We start from the raw sequence: 19,805 nt of genomic DNA, 5'->3' as shown, positions 1-19,805 counted from the left end.
TTATACATTTAAATAACTATAAGCCCAGTACATTAAAACAAATTGCATAGGAATCCGTAAAATGAGAATCCATTTAGGAATTCCTGCTGCTGTTTTTTCATTTTTCAGCATATAAAAATGAACGAGTAAAAACACCAATAGCATGGCTATTATACCATAAATAGCAACCGTTTTTAATTTAGGAATACAGATGCAAATACCTAATGCCATTTCAAATAAACCACTTAATAGTACAAGTAGTTTGTGGTTAGGTAAGTAATCGGGCATGATTCTTAAGTATGTTTTTGGCTTTACAAAATGTAAAATTCCTGCCACTACATATAAAATAGCCATGAGATATAAATGCCAAGGATACAACATAAGGGAAAATAATTTTATCTAATTTAGCGCTAAATCCCGATGTCATGAAATTTAAAGTTGCCTTTTTATGTTTGCTAATTAGTAGTTCTATCTTTGCTCAATTACCAAAAGGCTTTGTATATATACAAGATGTTATACCAAGTATACAGTTAGAATTAAGATATTGTACAGATTATAATTTTGTTGGCGAATCTATTTATGGTTATCATAATGCCGTGGGCATTGCGACTTCTGAAACGGCAGAGGCTTTAAAAGCGGTACAAGAAGAGCTTGAAACAAAAAACTTATCTCTTAAAATTTACGATGCCTACAGACCGCAAGAAGCCGTAAATCATTTTATAACCTGGGCCAAAGACATAAATGATACTTTGATGAAAACAGATTTTTATCCGAATGTGGATAAACGTTATCTGTTTAGAGATGGTTATATTGCTTCAAAATCTAGACACAGCAGTGGTAGTACAGTCGATTTAACGATTGTAAACACAGAAACAGGTGAGAATTTAGATATGGGATCGCCATTCGATTATTTTGGAGAACCGTCATGGGTGGCTTATTCTAAATTAACCAATAAACAAAAAGAGAATAGAATGTTATTGCAACGTGTGATGCAAAAACACGGATTTAGAAGCTATAGCAAAGAGTGGTGGCATTTTACGCTAAGAAATGAACCTTTTAAAAATCAATATTTCAACTTTCCTGTTGAATAAATTATGACTTGGTGAAGGTGTAATCTTGTATCCAATAAATAGATGTTTTAGAAAATTATAGTGTTTCAGAAATAACGTCTGAGGTTGCATTTCTATACGATTTATATTCTAATCTCGCTTTAGAATGCGTTAAATTAGAATGACCGCAAATCGACTTCTGTTATCATTGTAAAAGAGCACATGCTCATTAAGAATAACAGATGTCGTTTTATTCTAATGGGGTTTAATACCAGCGTTTCTTTTTCTTTTTAGAAGCTTCAGATTTTCTGCCTTTTTTGTGTTTACTGCCACCTTGTTTTTTATGAACTTCTGGTTTTGCTTTAGGATCAAGAAGGTACGGGTGTTCTTCTTCAATAGCAATTTCTTTTTGAATTAATTGCTGAATAGATTTTATATACGTTTTCTCGTCTGCAGAGCAAAACGAATACGACATACCTGATTTTCCTGCACGACCTGTTCTTCCTATACGGTGCACATAAGTTTCCGGAATATTTGGGATATCGAAATTAATAACAGCATCTAAATCATCGATATCAATTCCGCGAGCAGCAACATCTGTAGCGATTAAAATGTTAGCTTCACCATTTTTAAATTGGTTTAAAGCTGCTTGTCTGTCGCTTTGAGTTTTATCGCCATGAAAGCTTTCTACTTTATAACCGTTTTTTAATAACGTCTGTTCTAACTTTTCTACGCCATATTTGGTACGTCTAAAAATTAGCATATTACCTTTAATAGTATTTCTTAAAAGGTGTAAACACAATTCTATCTTTTTAGGTTTTGGTACGTAAAATAATAATTGCGATACGCTTTTTGCTGCAGAAGAAGTCGGTGAAACCTCAATACGTTCAGGGTTTTTTAAAATGGTGTTTGCTAACTGTTCTACTTTAAAAGGCATGGTTGCCGAGAATAATAAGACTTGTTTTTCGTCTGGACAAAGACGTTCAATTTTTTTAACATCGTCTATAAATCCCATATCCAACATCAAGTCGGCTTCATCCAATACTAAAGTTTCAACAAAATCTAAGTTAACAATATCTTGTTTATGTAAATCTAATAAGCGTCCAGGAGTTGCTATTAAAATGTCTACCCCTTTTTTTAAGACTTCAATTTGAGGTTCTATAGACGCGCCACCAAATATAACTGTACTTCTTAAGTTCGTGTATTTACTATACTTTTTAAAATTATCTTCAATCTGAATGGCTAATTCTCTTGTCGGACTTATAATTAACGCTTTAATTTTTTTTCCACGTTTAGGCGCATCTTGATTATCAAAAAATAATTGAAGAATCGGTAACGCAAACGCAGCTGTTTTTCCAGTTCCTGTTTGTGCAGATGTAATTACATCTCTGCCTTCTAAAACAAAAGGAATCGTTTTTTCTTGAACTAAAGTAGGTTCATTATAACCAGATTCTGCAATTGCTCGTAATAGCGGTCTGTTAAGTTGTAAGTCTTTAAACGACATAGATTTAATAAATAAGATTGGGACAAAGATAGTGTAAAAGCCATGAGAAATGGAGACTTTGTACTAATTCCGTGAAAAGTGTACGCATTTAATTAAAAATGGTCACATATTTTTCGGTCGATTTTTTTAAATTTTCAGAGAGCCCTTTTAACCAAAGGAGTTGGTTATAAATTAAATGCGCTTCTTGTAAATCGTTAAGTAAAGATTTATCTATAGTGGTTATGCCTTTTTCAATTTCTTTATTTCGTTTTTTTGATAGCTTTTGAAAGTTGTATAACAATTGATCTTCGGCATCAGAAATGGTAGAATTCTTATCTAAGAGTGGTGGGTTTTGTTTAGTTAGAATAGCAAAAGTATAATCTAAATTTGTTTTAATGTGATTGATGAAGACATCAAATTGTTTTGATGCATCTCGTGTATCATGATGCTGAATAAAACTCCCTAATGAAGCTACGGCTGCTAAAAACGTATGATTTAAAGTGACGATATTGTAAATTAAATCTAACTCTATTTGTTTAGATTTCGGATCTTGAGTCATGCGCTGAAAGGCTGCATTTAAATTGGCTACTGCTAAAAAGGCTTCTTTTCTTGGAACTTTATAATTAATGTTATCTGTGTTTTTGCTGTGATACAGGTTTTTTGTTGCTAACAAATAAATGGTGTTGTTTTTTATGACCGATTCAATAACATCGTTTAATTTTTTATACTCCCAATTAGGCCATAAAAAATAGGTAGCACACAACGAAATTAACGCTCCAATTAGCGTATCCAATACTCTAAATTTAATAACGCTCATGGCGTTGGGGTCTAGTAAGGCATACACAAATATAATGTAGGTGGTAATAAACGTAGCGCCCACTCTGTAGTTTTGCTGGATTAGGGAAAAACCAAACATTAAAGATACCGCTGCTAAAACGGCGTAAACAGCCGGATTTGACGTTAGCATAATAATGGCAATAGCAAATATGGCACCAATAAGTGTCCCTAAAATTCTGTTTTTTGTACGTTCTTTAGTTAAACCATAATTAGGACGCATAATAACGATTACGGTTAAAATAATCCAATAGGCATTTCTAATTTCAAAAAACTGACCCAATAAAAAAGCTACTAAAATTGAAATTGTTAAACGCAGCGTATGTCTAAAAATAGGCGATTTTAAACTGATATTTTCAAAGAAAATATTAATCGAATACTCTTGATGCGTGATAAATTGTGCCGCTTCTGCCGATTTCAATTTTAAATTAGATGCGTTGTTTACATTGGCCATAACACGTCTTATAGAACGTATTTCGTATAACAATTTTTTCTGATAATCGTATAAGTTATGAAGCATCATAGCACCTTCACGGGCTTTTGGCAACTGTACATCATCTACATAATGTTTAATGCCTTTAGAAGCCTTGTTTAATGCTTTAAGTAATTTGTTTTTAGTTGGAATTTTTCCACCTTTTATAACCGATTCGGAAAGCATGATGAGATGATTTCCCATTACAAAATTTAAATTCTTAAAAGGTTTTAAATGCTGTTTGCGCTCGCTAAAATGGGCGTTTATTTTGGTGTAATCTAGATTGTTTGCTAATGCCAATTCAAAAATATCGACTAAAGAGATAAAAATAAGTAATCGCTTTTCATCAAAATGAGATCGTCCCGAACGCTTACGTTCTGTAAGCAACATTTCTCTTAGTGTTTCATGCTTTTCACTAATTTGAGTTTGAAGTGAAAATAATTTGTTTTGGAGCTCTGTTCGTTTCGATTTTTTAGTGATTAGTTTTGCTCTAATTTTAAGGTATTGCCCTGTTAAAAGTAAGGTTTGGGAAATAACTTGATCTTCATCTTTTTTAGGATTTATCCAATGTGAAAACAATGAAAATAGTAAATACCACAATCCTCCACAAGCTGTTAAAGCAGTATGAATCAAAATTTCTGAAGGTGTTTCTTTCTTTACCCCCAATGCAATAACTATAGCTAATAATCCAGAAAACGCAATTAAAGAGCCTCTAAAACCATAGGCAGATATTAACGAAATACATAAGGTTAATATGGTAAGCAGTATAATTAATACGGGTAAAAATGGCTTAGCGAAAAGTACAATCCCTGTAGTGATTGTAGTGATAATTACGCTTAATAAAATACCGTTTATTTTACGTCTTAAACTTCCAGGAATATCACTTGGTGCATTTAAAAACACACCAATAGCTACAGAAGGTGCATAAGCAAAAATGCCAATAGTGTAAAATAATAATAATGGGATAAGGATAGAAAACGTTAAAAGGAGACCTCTATAAAAATTAGATCCTTTAAAGAATAATTCGATTGATTTTAAATAGTCCTTTACCATGTGCGTATTTCATGAGTAAAGATAACTTACAAAACTATTATTTCAACATAATTATGTTAGTTTTTTAGGTATTCAATCTTTCTAAATCTCAGTGCATTCCAACGGTCTAAGAGTTCTATTTTACGAACGGGTTGTAAACTATAATCTTTAATTTCTTCCCAAGCTTCATGATTGTATAATTCTAAAATATAAGATTTGGAAGTTTGTTTAGGGTATGCAATCCAAAGTATAGAATCGTCTGTAAGCTTTGGAAAAAGAGTAATCATTTGATTAAATAAATCTTGTTTTGTCGTTACAAACAAGACAGCGCAAGACACGCTAGAGGTTTTTAAGAGCGATCCAATAATAGAGCAATTTAGATTATTAGTAAGCTCTGCGAATTGTTCTGGTTCGTTTAATACCAGAATTTCGTTTTGTGTATGAAGTTGTAATCTTTGAATAGTCGTTTCCATAACTTTTAAATATCTGATTGTTTTAAAGTTATGAAAAATAAAAGATAAAGCCTAAATTATATGGCGTAGGTTTAATAGACGTTATTTAGATTAACGTTTGTCTATGTGAGGTGATTTTTCAGGTACAACTTCAGTAACAAAATACTTGCTATCTCCCCATATAAAGAAGGTTTTGTAGCGTTCGGTGTATTTTAATTTAACGTATTGACCTTGTAATTCGTTTAGTTTTTCAATTACTTCTTTATCATCATCCATAATAGAAAACGAAAATATTTGTGCACCACTAATACCTTGACTAATTTCGCCTTCCCAAGTTTTAAAAAGCATACCTTTTTGACTGATTTTTATAAGTTCGCCAGCGCGTGTTCCTGTACTATAAGGTACGTAGTAAACAAATGCCATGTATGCAGAACCGATAATTGCTAAGCCTAGTAAGACTAAAAATAAAATTTTTTTCATCAATATATTATAAAGAAATAATGAGGTAAAACTACTATATTTTTTTCATTCAACATATTTTAATTTTTTCAAGCTAAATTTCGTTCATTTTCTACAACTATAATAATATAGGTCTAGTATTGGAGTTTCTTAAACCTAATGCTATTGATTTGATAGTCATTTAATTTAGGTATAAACACACTACCTATACAAACAAGATATGCAATGTTTGATTAAATTATACTTAGATATGATGCGGAAGTAAATATTTGCTAAACATTTAAGAAAAAAAACCTTAAAATTTTAATGATCTTAACTTACTAAAGCCTTCTAAATTTGTATTTTTGTTAACCATTTTAAAAAAGAATCAAAAAAAACTTTATGAATTCATACGATGTAGCCATTATCGGATCAGGACCTGGAGGATATGTAGCAGCGATTCGTTGCGCACAACTAGGCATGAAAACTGCAATTATAGAAAAATATTCAACACTTGGAGGAACTTGTTTAAATGTAGGTTGTATTCCAAGTAAAGCCTTACTAGATTCATCTCACCATTACGATGATGCAATTAAGCATTTTGAAACACATGGGATTGAAATTCCTGGTGAAGTAAAAGTGAACCTAGAAAAAATGATTGCACGTAAGCAATCTGTGGTCGATCAAACTACTGGTGGTATTGACTTCTTAATGAAGAAAAATAACATTGATGTTTATCAAGGGATTGGTGCTTTTAAAGATGCAACACACATTACTATCTCTGGAGAAGAAACTACCGAGATTGAAGCAAAAAATACCATTATCGCTACAGGAAGTAAACCGTCTAGTTTACCATTTATCGATATCGATAAAGAACGCATCATTACGTCTACAGAAGCGTTAAAGCTTAAAGAAGTTCCAAAACACTTAATCGTAATTGGTGGTGGTGTTATTGGTTTAGAATTAGGTCAGGTTTACAAACGTTTAGGAGCAGAAGTTTCTGTGGTAGAATTCATGGATCGCATTATCCCAACGATGGATGCTGGTTTATCTAAAGAATTAAACAAAGTCTTAAAGAAACAAAAATTCAAAATTAATGCCTCTCACAAAGTAAAATCTGTAGAGCGTGTTGGCGATGAAGTTATTGTAAAGGCTGATAATAAAAAAGGCGAAGAAGTAGAATTTAAAGGAGACTATTGTTTAGTGTCTGTGGGACGTCGTCCATATACAGATGGTTTAAATGCAGAAGCTGCTGGAGTGAAACTTACAGATCGCGGACAAATTGAAGTGAACGAGCATTTACAAACAAGTGCATCAAACATTTACGCTATTGGAGATGTTGTTAAAGGTGCTATGTTAGCTCATAAAGCAGAAGAAGAAGGTACATTTGTAGCTGAAACTATTGCTGGACAAAAACCACATATCGATTATAACTTAATCCCAGGTGTAGTTTACACATGGCCAGAAGTGGCAACTGTTGGTAAAACAGAAGAGCAATTAAAAGAAGCTGGAGTAGAATATAAAGTAGGATCTTTCCCTATGCGTGCTTTAGGTAGAAGTAGAGCAAGTATGGATTTAGATGGATTTGTAAAAGTTCTTGCAGATAAATCTACAGATGAGATTTTAGGTGTACATATGGTTGGTGCTCGTGCTGCCGATATGATTGCAGAAGCAGTTGTAGCAATGGAATACCGTGCTAGTGCAGAAGACGTGTCTAGAATGTCTCATGCACACCCAACATTTACAGAAGCGATTAAAGAAGCGGCTTTAGCAGCGACTGGAGATCGAGCTTTACATATTTAAGACTGTATTTTAAAATATATTAAAAAGGCTTTCCATAGTATTGGGAAGCCTTTTCTATTTTAATATCTAGTATAACGAGTCATTCAGTGAGGAGTGAAGCAGCTTTATAATGGAGCGATGAAAACTTTAATAATGCTCTAATTTCTCTAAAACCTCCTTTTTATAACTTCTGCTAATAGGCAACGCTTTATCTAAAATGGTAACGTGTTCATTAGTAAACGAGATGATGTTTTTTACAGAAATGATATAAGACCGGTGAATTCTTAAAAATTGTTTTGGAGGAAGTTTGACTTCTATAGCACTAATGGTTTCTCTAGTTACTATGGTAGAATCTTGCAAATGAATTTTTATATAGTCGCTATAACTTTCAATATACACAATAGCTTCAAAATCTACTTTTATCATTTTACGATCTGCACGAACAAACATGAAGTCTGAAATTTCTGAAGTTGTTAGGGTATCATGATGCGAATCGGTATAAACTTCAAAATAATTATTTACAGCTTTTAAAAGACGTTCAAAAGGGATGGGTTTTAGTAAATAGTCTACGGCTTGAAGTTCAAATCCTTCAACAGCATAATCGCGATAGGCGGTTGTGAAAATTATTTTTATGCTTGGGTTTATGGATTTAGCAAAAGAAATACCAGACATTTCGGGCATGTTAATATCTAAAAACACTAAATCTATATCGTGATTACTTATTTGGTTAAATGCTTCTATGGCCGAACCGCAGCTTGCAACCACTGTAATATTATTAATTTTAGATAAGTGTGTCGCAATAACCTCTCTTGCAATTAATTCATCGTCTACAATTAGACACGATATGTTTTTATTGGTTTGCAAAGGCTTCTTTTGTATTTAAAGTTAAATGGACTTTAAAAGTCTCTGAATTATTTAAAATAGACAGTGTATAGGCGTTAGGATATAAAATGTCTAAACGTTTTTTTATGTTTTCTAATCCAATTCCAGTTTGACTTTTACTGTTTGGTACACTTGAGTTTTCAATATCAAAATAAACAATATGGTCTTTAAAAGCTAGATTAATTTTAATAGTTAATTGTCCTTGTTTTAAAACGCCATGTTTAAAGCTATTTTCTATAAATGGCAGAAACAACATGGGAGCAACTTTAGTATGTTCAGAACTGTTTTCTGTATTAAAATCTATTTTTAAGGTGTTGTTAAATCGCAATGTTTCAAGAGCAATATAGTCTTCGATATGATTAATTTCATCTTTCAACAATACAAAAGGTTTGTCTATTTGATAGAGTAAATAATCCAATAAATTAGAAAGTTTTAAAATCATTTCGGGCGTTTCATCTGCTTTTTTTAATGAAAAACCATACATGGTATTTAAGGTGTTAAAAAGAAAATGCGGATGAATCTGCATCTTTAAATACTGTAATTCTTGTTCTTTTAACTTCAGTTGGGTCTCAAGAATTTTATGCTCTAATTTACTCGTGTTTTCAACCTGTTTTAAATTCAACTTTAATAATTTAAAAGCACTCACTATGGTGGTTACCAAATACACACCAATCATAACAAATAATAAATTCTGACTTACAGGCGCCATATTATTGTATTCAAAATGCGATAAATAAATCAGCCCGTAAAAAATGGAAAGTATAATAAGGTAAGACGAAATGATAAAGGTATACAGACTATACAAACCAAATAATGCATATTTTTTCAGCATTAAATAATCAGGTATGAGTTTGTAAATAAAAACGTAAGTTGTTGCAATGGTGATGGGCATTAAAAAGATGGAGAAGGAGAGAACGTAACTCATATTATCACTTCCAGATCCAAAAAAGTAAGTATAAAACAGTAAAACACCGCTCCAAAAAAGGAGATGTAAACCTAGTCGGCCTAACTGTTTTAAAATAGTATGTGGTGTCACCATAATTTCAATGCTATACAATAATACTATATTTTTGAACTGCTAAGGTGTTTTATAGACGAATTACAGATTTAGCAACCGATTTAACAGGTCGGTTAAAAAAAGACTTAAATTGGTAATCTGTCGCATTAAATATAATGATGCGCTATTTGAAAGTAGTTTTGAAGTCTACTAACAATAATACTATTTACTATGCATATTTTATTGATTCAACAACAAGGATTTTTTACACAATTGTCTAATCGTTTTAGTGAAGGCGGGACGTTTATGTCTTTAATCTTAATTTGTTTTATACTTTCTGTATTCTTTTTAATTAGTGGTTTCTACCTTGTCCATAAGAATGAGATAAAATCTAGAAAAATGATTAGCCTCGTGTCTGAGTCTAGCTTATTAGGACTTGTTATAGGTTTTTTAGGATCAATTATCGGATTAATAACAGCCTTTGATGCGATTGAAGGTATGAATTCTATTTCTTCAGGAATGTTAGCTGGCGGATTAAAAGTGTCTTTTTTAACGACCTTGTTTGGAACCTTAACTTTTGTAATCTCCAGAATAGGAATTTTAATTTATAAATGGATGTATAAATTTTAAAACTGTTGTTCTTGTCCAAACTAAAAAAAGATCTCAATATTAGCACTGAGATCTTTTTTTATAGATATTACACTTTTTTTACTGTGCTTTTCCGTAATAGTATTAAGGGTAATGAAATTCCAATGGCAATAGAAATTAATATAAAAACCATAGTGAAGCCGTTTGAAACCATATCGATTATTAGAGCGGCTTTTTTTGAAGCGTCTTCTTCTAGAATAAGAAAGTTCATTATCGCTAAAATGGTTTCGTAAGCAAAATATCCTGGAATCATGGGAATACATGGCGGAATGCAAAACACGACTGGCGGATGATGAATTCTATGAGCTATTGGGATACCCAAACACCCAACAAGAAGCACACCTAAAAAAGTGGCTAAAATAATACTGACTCCAAAATGAATTAAAGTAAACTTTATTATACCTGCTAGAAACCCTAATGCGAATACGGTAATAATTGTTGTTTTAGGGATGTTAAATAATATACCAAATCCTAGTGCTGCAATTCCAGACCAAATAGAGACTTCTAGTAGTTTTAATAGTATGTCGGTCATAATTAATTTATATTAAATTAAAGATTAACATTGAAATAAATAAACCTAGCGCAATTGCAAGTACCATCATAGATCCGGTAGTAAACCGAACTAATCCGTTTATAATATTATTATCGAGAAAATCTGTAAATGAATTGATTAGAGGCACCCCAGGAACCAAATATAATACAGAGGTTGCTAAGGCAGTTGCTGGTTTTTCTCCAATGTTTAATTTAACACCTATAGCTGCAAGAGACGAAGCAATTAACGACCCAATAAAAATTCTAAGATATACATTATAGTTTCTTCTATGCGACCATTGTACAACGAGTAAACCAATAAACGTACTGACAAAAGCGACAAGCATATTTAAATAATCACCTTTAAAAATATTACAAAATCCTGCGCCTGCTAGACTTACCGCAATGGTAACTAGTATTTGCGGATACCGCTTTACCTGTTTAATACGAGTTATTTCTTCAGAAATCTGATTGTAGTCCCAATTGTTGGCAAGAGCCTTCCAACTAGCTTTACTAATTGCTGAAATTATAGTAAAATTAAGTGCTAGTCCAGGTATATTTTTAACCCGCGTACAACTCACAGCCGAATCTTCTTTGTATAACGTCATAATTAAACTTTTCTGACTGATAAAAAAGGAAGCGTTGTAACCAATACTATCTGCGAAGCGTTTAATGCTGAGGTTTACGCGATTTGTGTTTGCTCCTGAAACCATTAAAAGTGAAGCAATGTCTAAAAGAAGGTTGGTTTCGTTTATTAATTCTTTTGAAGCATCCATATGCAGTTAGAATTCGAATATATCTGCGAATTTAACCATTTGTAGGAAGTAATTGAAAAATTATAATTATAAAATACAGAAGATAGATTTAGTCTAAATATATAAATTTTTTAGAAGATCTTAATGGTGTTAGATGGCATGCTTTTTTGCTTTTTTATATTTCTTTACGATAAAATTAGCCCAAATTTTAGCTTCAGAAATAACCTCAAAAGTCTTATGAAGTTTTTTAGAAAATAAGCGTTCAATCTTGGTGTTATTGATTGCAGTAGGAATATTTGTAACAATAGCAAATCCGATTAAGTTTTCTATTTTACTAGCTTCTATATAAACTGCAGGGTCTACTGCGTAAGAATATTTTCTGTAAGAGATATACGCAAAAGGTCTACCTTCATAATAATTTTCGGCAACATTAACTAAAATCGCATTATCTTTAACAGTAATTGTTGCGCCTTCATTTATCTCAGCTAAAACATAATTTCCGTATAGTTTTAAGGAGCCAAAATCGTATGTAAGTAAACGTTTCATCTTAATATATCTAAAGTAATATTTCCTGTTTTATTCGAAAAAATAGTCGGCAAAGATACTAAGTTTAAATTATAATTATATAGTGTAAAGTGTTAAGTATTAAATTTTTACATTATTACGAATTAAATTGTCTTTTTTATGTTCGCCTACGTTAAGTTAAGTAATTTATTTGTTAAATGCTTAATAAGAGGGGGTTATCTTTTGTAAATTGTCAAAAAAAACGTCGATGTAAGAATTACATCGACGTACTGTTAATTTTATAGGTTTTTATGGGATCTAAAAGATATCATTCAATAATTTTGCTAAACGAATTCCTCCTTTTTGCAGTTGAGAACGTGCTAAGGTAAGATTCTCGTAAGCGTATTTGTAACCCAAGTCATCTCCGGTTTTTACATCTTTATAAACAGTATTAGCTAGCGTATGTGTTTCGTTTACCCAATCTGTAATTGTTCCAGCTTCAATAACTTTAATTTGTGCTTTAGACAAGGCATCTGCATTATCTGCTAATTCTGTATAGCTCATGTCAAAACCATTAATCATGTCACTATCCCAAACACGGTGTAAATTGGTGCTTTTACCCATCCATTTTACTTTAATATCGTTTCCACCTTTATCTTCTGCTAAACCAGCATGCATAGGTTGGTGAATATCTCCTATAATATGAATTAATAATTTCAAATAAAATGCTTTATCCTCATCGCTTGCATTTTTGTCTTTTAGCACTTGAACGCAATATTCTGCTCCAGTTACTGCATCTCCTTTAGGATTTTTTTCCGAATCTTCATAAGATTGATTCGCTTCCATATTTACATAATGCCATGTCCCAAATTTTCTGTAACGGTCATCAGATTTTATCTCATCTCCATAAGTCGATACGAATGCTAATGAATGTCTTTTTAATAATTTTTGAATGGCACGTTTGGTACTTCCTTTTAAATAGGTGTCTGCAATTTTACCAACCGTACGGTGTCCTGTCGGGCCCCATTCTGGAGCAGGTACTGTAGAAGCTTGTGTAGGTTGTAAAAAAAATAGACTAAAACAAAAGAGTAATATGAATTTTAGTTTCATAGGGGGAATTAAAAATTTGAGTTATTTTTTCTTGTTTCGTTTATTGTAATTCTTATCGCCTCGAGTTTTTGGCTTTTTATATTTTTTTGCAATTTCTCTGCGGTAAGAACCTCCTAAATTTTCTTTAGTATTTTTTTCTTTCTTTTCGTGGAAAGCAGGTCCAGGAGCATCTTCATCACTACGTTTTAACGGATTGTAATGCTCTTTAATTTTATCGCGTTCTTCTTCTAATAATTCGGTAGAGATTTCAATATCTTCTGGAATTTCGGTTAACGGAATTTCCATCTTCATTAATGTTTCAATGCGTTCTAAAGCATCTAACTCTTTCTTTGTAGAAAATAAAATGGCATGACCTTCGCGTTCTGCACGTCCGGTTCTACCAATTCTATGCATGTAGTTTTCAGGATAATCTGGCGTATCAAAATTAATAACATGAGATATATTATCAATATCTAAACCACGAGCCATAACATCTGTAGCAATTAAAATACGGTTATCTCCATTTCTAAATTGCTCGATGCTTCGTAAACGATAGTTTTGTGTTTTATTAGAGTGAATCACACAACTTTCGTCGTTAAAGGTTTCGTCTAAGGCTTCAAAAAGTCTATCGGCCATTCTCTTAAAACCTACAAAAATAAGTACTTTATTATAGCGTTCTTTATCTTGAAGAATCGCATTTAGCAAGTTTACTTTAGTATGAAAATTGGGAACATTATAGCGTTCTTGTGCAATATTTTCTAAAGGCGTTCCAGAAATCGCTATAGAAACACGTTCTGGAGTAACAAAGAAATCATTAATTAATTCGTCTACATCTTGCGTCATGGTTGCCGAAAACATAATGTTTTGTCGGCGTTCAGGAAGTATATCAAAAATATTAATAAGCTGATGTCTGAATCCTAAATCTAACATCACATCTACTTCATCGATTACTAATTTCTGAATCGATTTTAATTGCAGTACGCGGCTCACGGCTAAATCGTATAAACGTCCTGGTGTGGCAACTAAAATGTCTACACCTTGAGCGATTTGCTGTTTCTGGGTATTAATGTTAGTTCCTCCATACACACCAAGTACTCGCGTGTTAATGTATTTTGAAAGCTTTTCAACTTCATCAACCACTTGTACAACCAGTTCTCTGGTAGGAACCAAAACTAGGATTCTAGGGTTTTCTTGATTAGAAAATTTAAGATTTTTAAGAATAGGAAGCATGTAGGCAAAGGTTTTTCCTGTACCTGTTTGTGCTATACCTACAACATCTTTTCCAGAGCTAACAACACTAAATGCTTCTGCTTGAATTGGAGTTGGTGTTGTAAAGCCTAGATCGTCTAGAGCGTTGTATAATGGGGTATTTAAATTTAAATCTTGAAAAGTCACGTATTGTAATTTAGTCTGCAAAGTTAGTGCTATTATTCCTTTTAAACTAAATGCTTTTTGTCTATTTCAATGGTATAAGTGGCTTTAAATGTTTGTTTTGCTGCTAAAGTTTGTATTCCTTCTTTGGTTTTAAAGTCTTGATTATGATTTTCATGATCTGCAATGCCTAACCAAGGTTCTATACATACATAATTTGCATGTGGTTTTGCCCAAATGCCTAAATAGGGAAAACCAGGATAGTCTACAGTTAAAATTGTCCCGTTGTTTTTACTTTTTAAAGCAACCTTTGTAGATTTTAAATCTTTAAAAATCAATGCGTCTTCATTAAATAAATCGTAATGTAACGGTATGGTACTGTCTTTGGTTATTACAGGAAAAGTATGGTCTGAAACTAATCCTAAATCCATATTTAAGGCGTAAGATTCTGAGGTTTCTTTTTGGTCGAATTCTAAATAATAATCGGTATACGCTTCGTCTTTATATACAGGACATTTAAACGCTGGATGACCACCAACAGAGAAATATAAGGTGTTATCATCTAAATTTTCTACAGTATGCGTTACTGCAATTTTATTTTCAATCAATTCATATTGAATAGTAAACTTAAATTTAAAAGGATATTTTTTTAAAGTTTCTTCACTATATAATAAGGAGAACGCTAATGTGTTAGCAGTTTGTTTCTCTAATTTTATATTGGTGTTATGACGGATAATTCCGTGCTTGGTCATCTTAAAATGTTCACCTTCAAAATGCATCGTATCATCTTTCAAAGCTCCAATGATAGGAAATAAATTAGGTGCAAAATTTTCCCATATATCTGGATTTGCATCCCACATAAACTGATTTGTATTGTTTATTGCATTTATAGCACAAAGTTCAGCTCCAGCTTGTTTTACGGCTATTTTTAATAATTCATTTTCTAAAGTGTACATGGAAAAAAGAGTATTGATAATATGGTTATGTCTAATTATTTTATTTGTATGGTATTGATATTAAAAACAAAACGACTTATAATATAAATTCTGAAATGTGGTTAAAGTAACAACTTCTTAAAACTAATTAGTATTATTGGTTAAAAGGTTCAAACAAAAATACAAATCTGATTCTATTTTAAAGAAACTAACTAACTTTACGCTGAAAATTTTTATAGTTTGCGCCATATAACCTCTACATATATTGAAAATTTAGTTGTGTTTAAACAACAACTATTACAATGGAGTCAGCAGTTTGATGATGTCGTTTGGATGGATTCAAACCAATATGATGCTCGTTATTCTAGCTACGATGCCATTTTAGCTGTAGATGCGTTTATGAGTATTAAAACCGATTATGTTCATGCTTTCGAGAAGTTACAAGAATTTCAAGAATCTACTAAAGATTGGATTTTTGGTTATCTAACTTACGATGTAAAGAATGGTTTAGAAAAATTAAAATCGTCAAATTTTGACGGCTTAGAGTTTTCTGATGTATGCTTCTTTCAACCCAAAAGGCTTTTTTTAATAAAAGGGAACCAGCTTGAAATTCAGTATTTAAAAATGGTTGATGATGAGGTTGAATCTGATTTGGCAGAGATTGCATCGCTTCAGCGTTTAGACTCAGTATCTAAAACTCATCCCGTTAAAATAAAACTACGCATTCATAAAGATGCCTATTTTGAAAAAGTGAATAGCATGCTCGCTCATATTCATAGAGGGGATATTTATGAGGCTAATTTTTGCCAAGAGTTCTATGCTGAAGATGCAGAAATTAATCCGCTAGACACGTTTGAAAATCTAAATTCAGTATCAAAACCGCCATTTGCTACGTTTTTAAAACACTACGATAAATTTTTAATGTCTGCTTCTCCAGAACGGTATATAAAAAAAGAAGGACAAACTATTATTTCACAACCTATAAAAGGTACTGCCAAACGTGCTGCAGATGTAATTGAAGATGAACAATTAAAACACGATTTGCAACATAATGAAAAAGAGCGTAGTGAAAATATAATGATAGTCGATTTGGTTCGAAACGATTTATCTAAAACGGCCATTAAGGGCTCGGTAAATGTAGAAGAGTTGTGTAAAGTGTATAGCTTTCCGCAAGTGCATCAAATGATTTCTACAGTCACTTCTAAAATTCTCGATACACTATCTCCAATAGACGTTTTAAAAACAACATTTCCTATGGGTAGCATGACGGGAGCGCCTAAACTTTCTGCCATGAAAATTATTGAAGATTTAGAAGAAAGTAAACGTGGTTTGTATTCGGGTACCGTTGGATATTTTACTCCAGAAGGCGATTTCGATTTTAATGTTGTTATTAGAAGTATCCTTTACAATCAATCTAAAAAATATGTGTCTTATTCCGTGGGTAGTGCCATTACCTCTAAAAGTAATCCGGCAAGTGAGTATGAGGAATGTTTAATTAAAGCCAAAGCTATGCGCGATGTTTTAGAGGGGTAAAAACTCAGCGTTATTCAGATATTTAATCGCCTATAAATAAAAAGACGTTTTTTTTAAAGTGTATCTTTGTGCTATGGTGAATACATTTAAAAAGCATATAAACGAACAGCTTCCGTTTCTTAAAAACAAGAAATTAATACTTACAATTTCTGGCGGCATAGACAGTGTTGTTTTAGCATATTTATGTCACGATTTAAAATTAAATGTTGCCTTAGCACATTGTAATTTTAATTTAAGAGGCGAGGAAAGCGATGCAGATGAAGCTTTTCTAGTAGATCTCGCAAATAATTTAGACCTAGAACTTTTTATTGAAAGTTTCGATACCAAGCAGTACGCCGAAGATGCTAAGCTTTCCATACAAATGGCAGCACGCGAATTGCGTTACCGTTGGTTCGAAGAATTGGTAGATTTATTACATTTCGACTATGTGTTAACGGCACATCATGCAGACGATAATTTAGAAACATTTTTAATTAATTTATCTCGTGGTACTGGAATTGAAGGATTAACTGGAATTCCAGAAATTAACGATTATATTGTGCGTCCGTTATTGCCATTTTCTAGAAACGAAATTATAGATTATGCTCAAGCAAATGATATAAAGTGGAGAGAAGATAGTAGTAATAGTTCTACTAAATATCTAAGAAACAAATTGCGCCATGATGTTATTCCGGTACTAAAAGAGATTAATCCGCAATGGCTTCAGAACTTTAAAATGACTCAAGAACATTTACAAGATTCTAAAGTTTTGATTGATGATTATATGACGCAAGTTTATAAAGATGTTGTGGTTTTTGAAGATGATGTTATGAAATTTAATGTCTCTAAACTATTAAAATATCCAAACCCCAAACCGTATTTATATGCCTTACTAAAATCGTATAAGTTTACAGCTTGGGATGATATTTATAGCCTATTGACAGCACAGTCTGGGAAACAAGTGTTTTCTGCAACACACAGATTACTTAAAAATAGAGACTTTTTAATTTTAAGTATAAATGATGATCAGGAAGAGGTTTTGGAATCTCATTTTGAAATTTATGAAGATTTAAATCCTATAAAAACAACGTTTGGAACGCTTATATTCGAAACTGTTTCAGAATTAGAAAACGCACCTAACAATACTATTTTTATAGATAAAGATGTCTTGAAGTTTCCTTTAATTATTAGGAAATGGGAGCAAGGCGATTATTTTTTTCCGTTAGGTATGCGCGGTAAAAAGAAATTGAGCAAATATTTTAAAGACGAAAAATTATCGCTTTTAGAAAAAGAGCAAGTTTGGGTAGTCTGTTCTAACAACCAAATTGTTTGGGTTATTAATAGACGTAGCGATAATCGGTTTAAGGTAACAGCAGATACAACACAGATTTTAAAAATTACATGTAAATCATTTTAAAGGTGTAAATTTTAATTTTTAATATGTTTTAATTCAGGTAGTTAGTTTGTTTTTAGTATTTTTAAATAAACGAACTAATTTATGCTTAAAAAAGTATTTGGAAGCGCAGTCTTTGGTGTAGATGCAACAACCATTATGGTTGAAGTGAATGTCGATTCAGGAATTGGATATCATTTGGTTGGATTGCCAGACAACGCCATTAAAGAAAGTAACTTTAGGATAGCCGCGGCCCTTCAAAATAATGGCTATAAAATTCCAGGGAAGAAAATTATAATAAATATGTCGCCTGCAGATTTACGTAAGGAAGGTTCTGCATACGATTTAACTTTAGCATTAGGAATTCTTGCTGCGACCAAACAAATTCCAGCAGAAGATTTAGAAGACTATATAATTATGGGCGAATTGTCTTTAGATGGTACACTTCAGCCCATAAAAGGTGCTTTGCCTATTGCTTTAAAAGCAAGAGAAGAAGGTTTTAAAGGTTTTATTTTACCAGCTCAAAATGCAAAAGAAGCCGCTATTGTGAACGATTTAAAGGTGTTTGGCATAGAGTCTATTAAAGAAGTGATCGATTTTTTTAAAGAAGGAAAAGCATTAGAGCAAACCATAATCAATACTCGAGAAGAGTTTTATAAAAATTTAGATTTTCCTGAGTTTGATTTTGCAGATGTAAAAGGACAAGAAAGCATTAAACGCTGTATGGAAATTGCCGCAGCTGGCGGACATAATATTATTTTAATTGGCCCGCCTGGATCAGGAAAAACCATGCTAGCAAAACGTTTACCTTCTATTTTACCACCAATGACCTTGCATGAAGCTTTAGAAACCACAAAAATTCATTCAGTTGTTGGACGCGTAAAAGCCCATTTAGGATTAATGTCTCAACGTCCGTTTAGAAGTCCGCACCATACGATTTCCAATGTAGCACTTGTTGGTGGCGGAAGTTATCCGCAGCCTGGTGAGATTTCTCTATCACATAACGGTGTCTTATTTTTAGACGAACTACCAGAGTTTAAACGCGATGTTTTAGAAGTGATGCGGCAACCGTTAGAAGATCGGGAAGTGACCATTTCTAGAGCAAAATTCACAGTTACTTATCCAAGTAGTTTTATGTTAGTCGCTAGCATGAATCCGAGTCCGAGTGGTTTTTTTAACGATCCTAATGCGCCAATTACGTCTTCACCTGCAGAAATGCAACGGTATTTAGGAAAAATTTCAGGCCCACTGTTAGATCGTATCGATATTCATATAGAGGTTACACCTGTACCTTTCGAGAAACTTTCTGAAGATCGAAAAGGGGAGTCTTCGGTAACTATTCGTGAGCGCGTTACTAAAGCAAGATCGCATCAAACCACACGTTTCAAAGATTTTGAAAATGTACATTATAATGCCCAAATGAATACCAAACACATTCGGACTTATTGTAAGTTAGATGAGGCATCTAAACTGTTATTAAAAACAGCGATGGAACGTTTAAATTTATCGGCTAGAGCCTACGATAGGATTTTAAAAGTAGCAAGAACTATCGCCGATTTAGAAAATTCTGAAGCTGTTAAAGGTGCACATATTAGTGAAGCCATTCAATATAGAAGTCTAGATCGTGACGGCTGGTTAGGCTAATTATAAGGTAAATCCGGACCTTA

19 protein-coding genes are annotated in these 19,805 nt (G+C 32.5%); 6 read left to right on the top strand and 13 right to left on the bottom strand.

What is annotated here, in order from left to right; genetic code table 11:
• Positions 1–360: a DoxX family protein gene (locus tag AST99_RS03280; RefSeq protein WP_057779110.1), complete on the bottom strand. Its 360-nt coding sequence runs from the start codon at positions 358–360 to the stop codon at positions 1–3.
• A gap of 44 nt (positions 361–404) precedes the next feature.
• Between AST99_RS03280 and AST99_RS03275 the strand changes: the two genes are divergently transcribed.
• A complete protein-coding gene (locus AST99_RS03275) occupies positions 405–1,070 on the top strand; it encodes a M15 family metallopeptidase (protein WP_057779108.1) in 666 nt (221 codons plus the stop codon).
• Positions 1,071–1,293: 223 nt separating this feature from the next.
• On the opposite strand, the gene AST99_RS03270 is transcribed toward AST99_RS03275, so the two are convergent.
• The 4 genes from AST99_RS03270 to AST99_RS03255 all read right to left on the bottom strand — a co-directional run bounded on the left by AST99_RS03270 (position 1,294) and on the right by AST99_RS03255 (position 5,781).
• Complete coding sequence (locus tag AST99_RS03270; RefSeq protein ID WP_057779106.1) at positions 1,294–2,532, bottom strand: DEAD/DEAH box helicase; 1,239 nt, start codon at positions 2,530–2,532, stop codon at positions 1,294–1,296.
• Between the two features lie 88 nt (positions 2,533–2,620).
• Positions 2,621–4,870, bottom strand: coding sequence for an FUSC family protein (locus AST99_RS03265; RefSeq protein WP_057779104.1), 2,250 nt, complete (start codon positions 4,868–4,870; stop codon positions 2,621–2,623).
• A gap of 56 nt (positions 4,871–4,926) precedes the next feature.
• On the bottom strand, positions 4,927–5,322 hold the full coding sequence (locus AST99_RS03260) for a hypothetical protein (protein ID WP_057779103.1): 396 nt from the start codon (positions 5,320–5,322) through the stop codon (positions 4,927–4,929).
• A 90-nt stretch (positions 5,323–5,412) separates the two neighbouring features.
• On the bottom strand, positions 5,413–5,781 hold the full coding sequence (locus tag AST99_RS03255) for a hypothetical protein (protein WP_057779101.1): 369 nt from the start codon (positions 5,779–5,781) through the stop codon (positions 5,413–5,415).
• Between the two features lie 360 nt (positions 5,782–6,141).
• Here AST99_RS03255 and lpdA point away from each other — a divergent pair, with 360 nt between their 5' ends.
• A complete protein-coding gene (lpdA, locus tag AST99_RS03250) occupies positions 6,142–7,542 on the top strand; it encodes a dihydrolipoyl dehydrogenase (RefSeq protein WP_057779099.1) in 1,401 nt (466 codons plus the stop codon).
• 126 nt (positions 7,543–7,668) lie between these two features.
• Here lpdA and AST99_RS03245 read toward each other — a convergent pair whose 3' ends face one another.
• Together AST99_RS03245 and AST99_RS03240 are read right to left on the bottom strand one after the other, a co-directional pair.
• Entirely contained in the window at positions 7,669–8,385 is a 717-nt protein-coding gene (locus tag AST99_RS03245; RefSeq protein WP_057779097.1) for a LytR/AlgR family response regulator transcription factor, read from the bottom strand.
• A complete protein-coding gene (locus tag AST99_RS03240) occupies positions 8,372–9,460 on the bottom strand; it encodes a sensor histidine kinase (RefSeq protein ID WP_232301571.1) in 1,089 nt (362 codons plus the stop codon). The genes AST99_RS03245 and AST99_RS03240 overlap by 14 nt, the downstream gene beginning before the upstream one ends.
• Positions 9,461–9,631: 171 nt before the next feature.
• Here AST99_RS03240 and AST99_RS03235 point away from each other — a divergent pair, with 171 nt between their 5' ends.
• Positions 9,632–10,030 (top strand): MotA/TolQ/ExbB proton channel family protein, encoded by a 399-nt coding sequence (locus tag AST99_RS03235; RefSeq protein WP_057779092.1) that lies wholly within the window; start codon positions 9,632–9,634, stop codon positions 10,028–10,030.
• 67 nt (positions 10,031–10,097) lie between these two features.
• Here AST99_RS03235 and AST99_RS03230 read toward each other — a convergent pair whose 3' ends face one another.
• The 6 genes from AST99_RS03230 to AST99_RS03205 form a co-directional block, all read right to left on the bottom strand.
• Positions 10,098–10,580, bottom strand: coding sequence for a threonine/serine exporter family protein (locus AST99_RS03230; protein WP_083495578.1), 483 nt, complete (start codon positions 10,578–10,580; stop codon positions 10,098–10,100).
• A gap of 7 nt (positions 10,581–10,587) precedes the next feature.
• A complete protein-coding gene (locus tag AST99_RS03225) occupies positions 10,588–11,355 on the bottom strand; it encodes a threonine/serine exporter family protein (protein ID WP_057779091.1) in 768 nt (255 codons plus the stop codon).
• Between the two features lie 129 nt (positions 11,356–11,484).
• Positions 11,485–11,880 (bottom strand): hypothetical protein, encoded by a 396-nt coding sequence (locus AST99_RS03220; RefSeq protein ID WP_057779089.1) that lies wholly within the window; start codon positions 11,878–11,880, stop codon positions 11,485–11,487.
• 276 nt (positions 11,881–12,156) lie between these two features.
• Positions 12,157–12,948 (bottom strand): S1/P1 nuclease, encoded by a 792-nt coding sequence (locus AST99_RS03215; RefSeq protein ID WP_057779087.1) that lies wholly within the window; start codon positions 12,946–12,948, stop codon positions 12,157–12,159.
• A gap of 21 nt (positions 12,949–12,969) precedes the next feature.
• A complete protein-coding gene (locus AST99_RS03210) occupies positions 12,970–14,322 on the bottom strand; it encodes a DEAD/DEAH box helicase (RefSeq protein ID WP_057779085.1) in 1,353 nt (450 codons plus the stop codon).
• Positions 14,323–14,363: 41 nt separating this feature from the next.
• Entirely contained in the window at positions 14,364–15,254 is an 891-nt protein-coding gene (locus tag AST99_RS03205) for an aldose 1-epimerase family protein (protein WP_057779083.1), read from the bottom strand.
• 219 nt (positions 15,255–15,473) lie between these two features.
• On the opposite strand from AST99_RS03205, the gene AST99_RS03200 reads away from it, so the two are divergent.
• From AST99_RS03200 to AST99_RS03190, 3 genes are all read left to right on the top strand, one after another.
• Positions 15,474–16,766 carry an anthranilate synthase component I family protein gene (locus AST99_RS03200; protein ID WP_057779081.1) on the top strand — a complete coding sequence of 431 codons (1,293 nt, stop codon included), beginning with the start codon at positions 15,474–15,476 and terminating at the stop codon, positions 16,764–16,766.
• 73 nt (positions 16,767–16,839) lie between these two features.
• Positions 16,840–18,162, top strand: coding sequence for a tRNA lysidine(34) synthetase TilS (gene tilS / locus AST99_RS03195; RefSeq protein WP_057779079.1), 1,323 nt, complete (start codon positions 16,840–16,842; stop codon positions 18,160–18,162).
• A gap of 81 nt (positions 18,163–18,243) precedes the next feature.
• Positions 18,244–19,782, top strand: a complete 1,539-nt coding sequence (locus tag AST99_RS03190; RefSeq protein WP_057779077.1) for a YifB family Mg chelatase-like AAA ATPase — start codon at positions 18,244–18,246, stop codon at positions 19,780–19,782.
• The last annotated feature ends 23 nt before the right edge of the window (positions 19,783–19,805 follow it).

Source organism: Formosa algae (genome assembly GCF_001439665.1).
Classification (GTDB): domain Bacteria; phylum Bacteroidota; class Bacteroidia; order Flavobacteriales; family Flavobacteriaceae; genus Formosa; species Formosa algae.
This window is presented reverse-complemented; position numbering and strand designations above follow the sequence as displayed.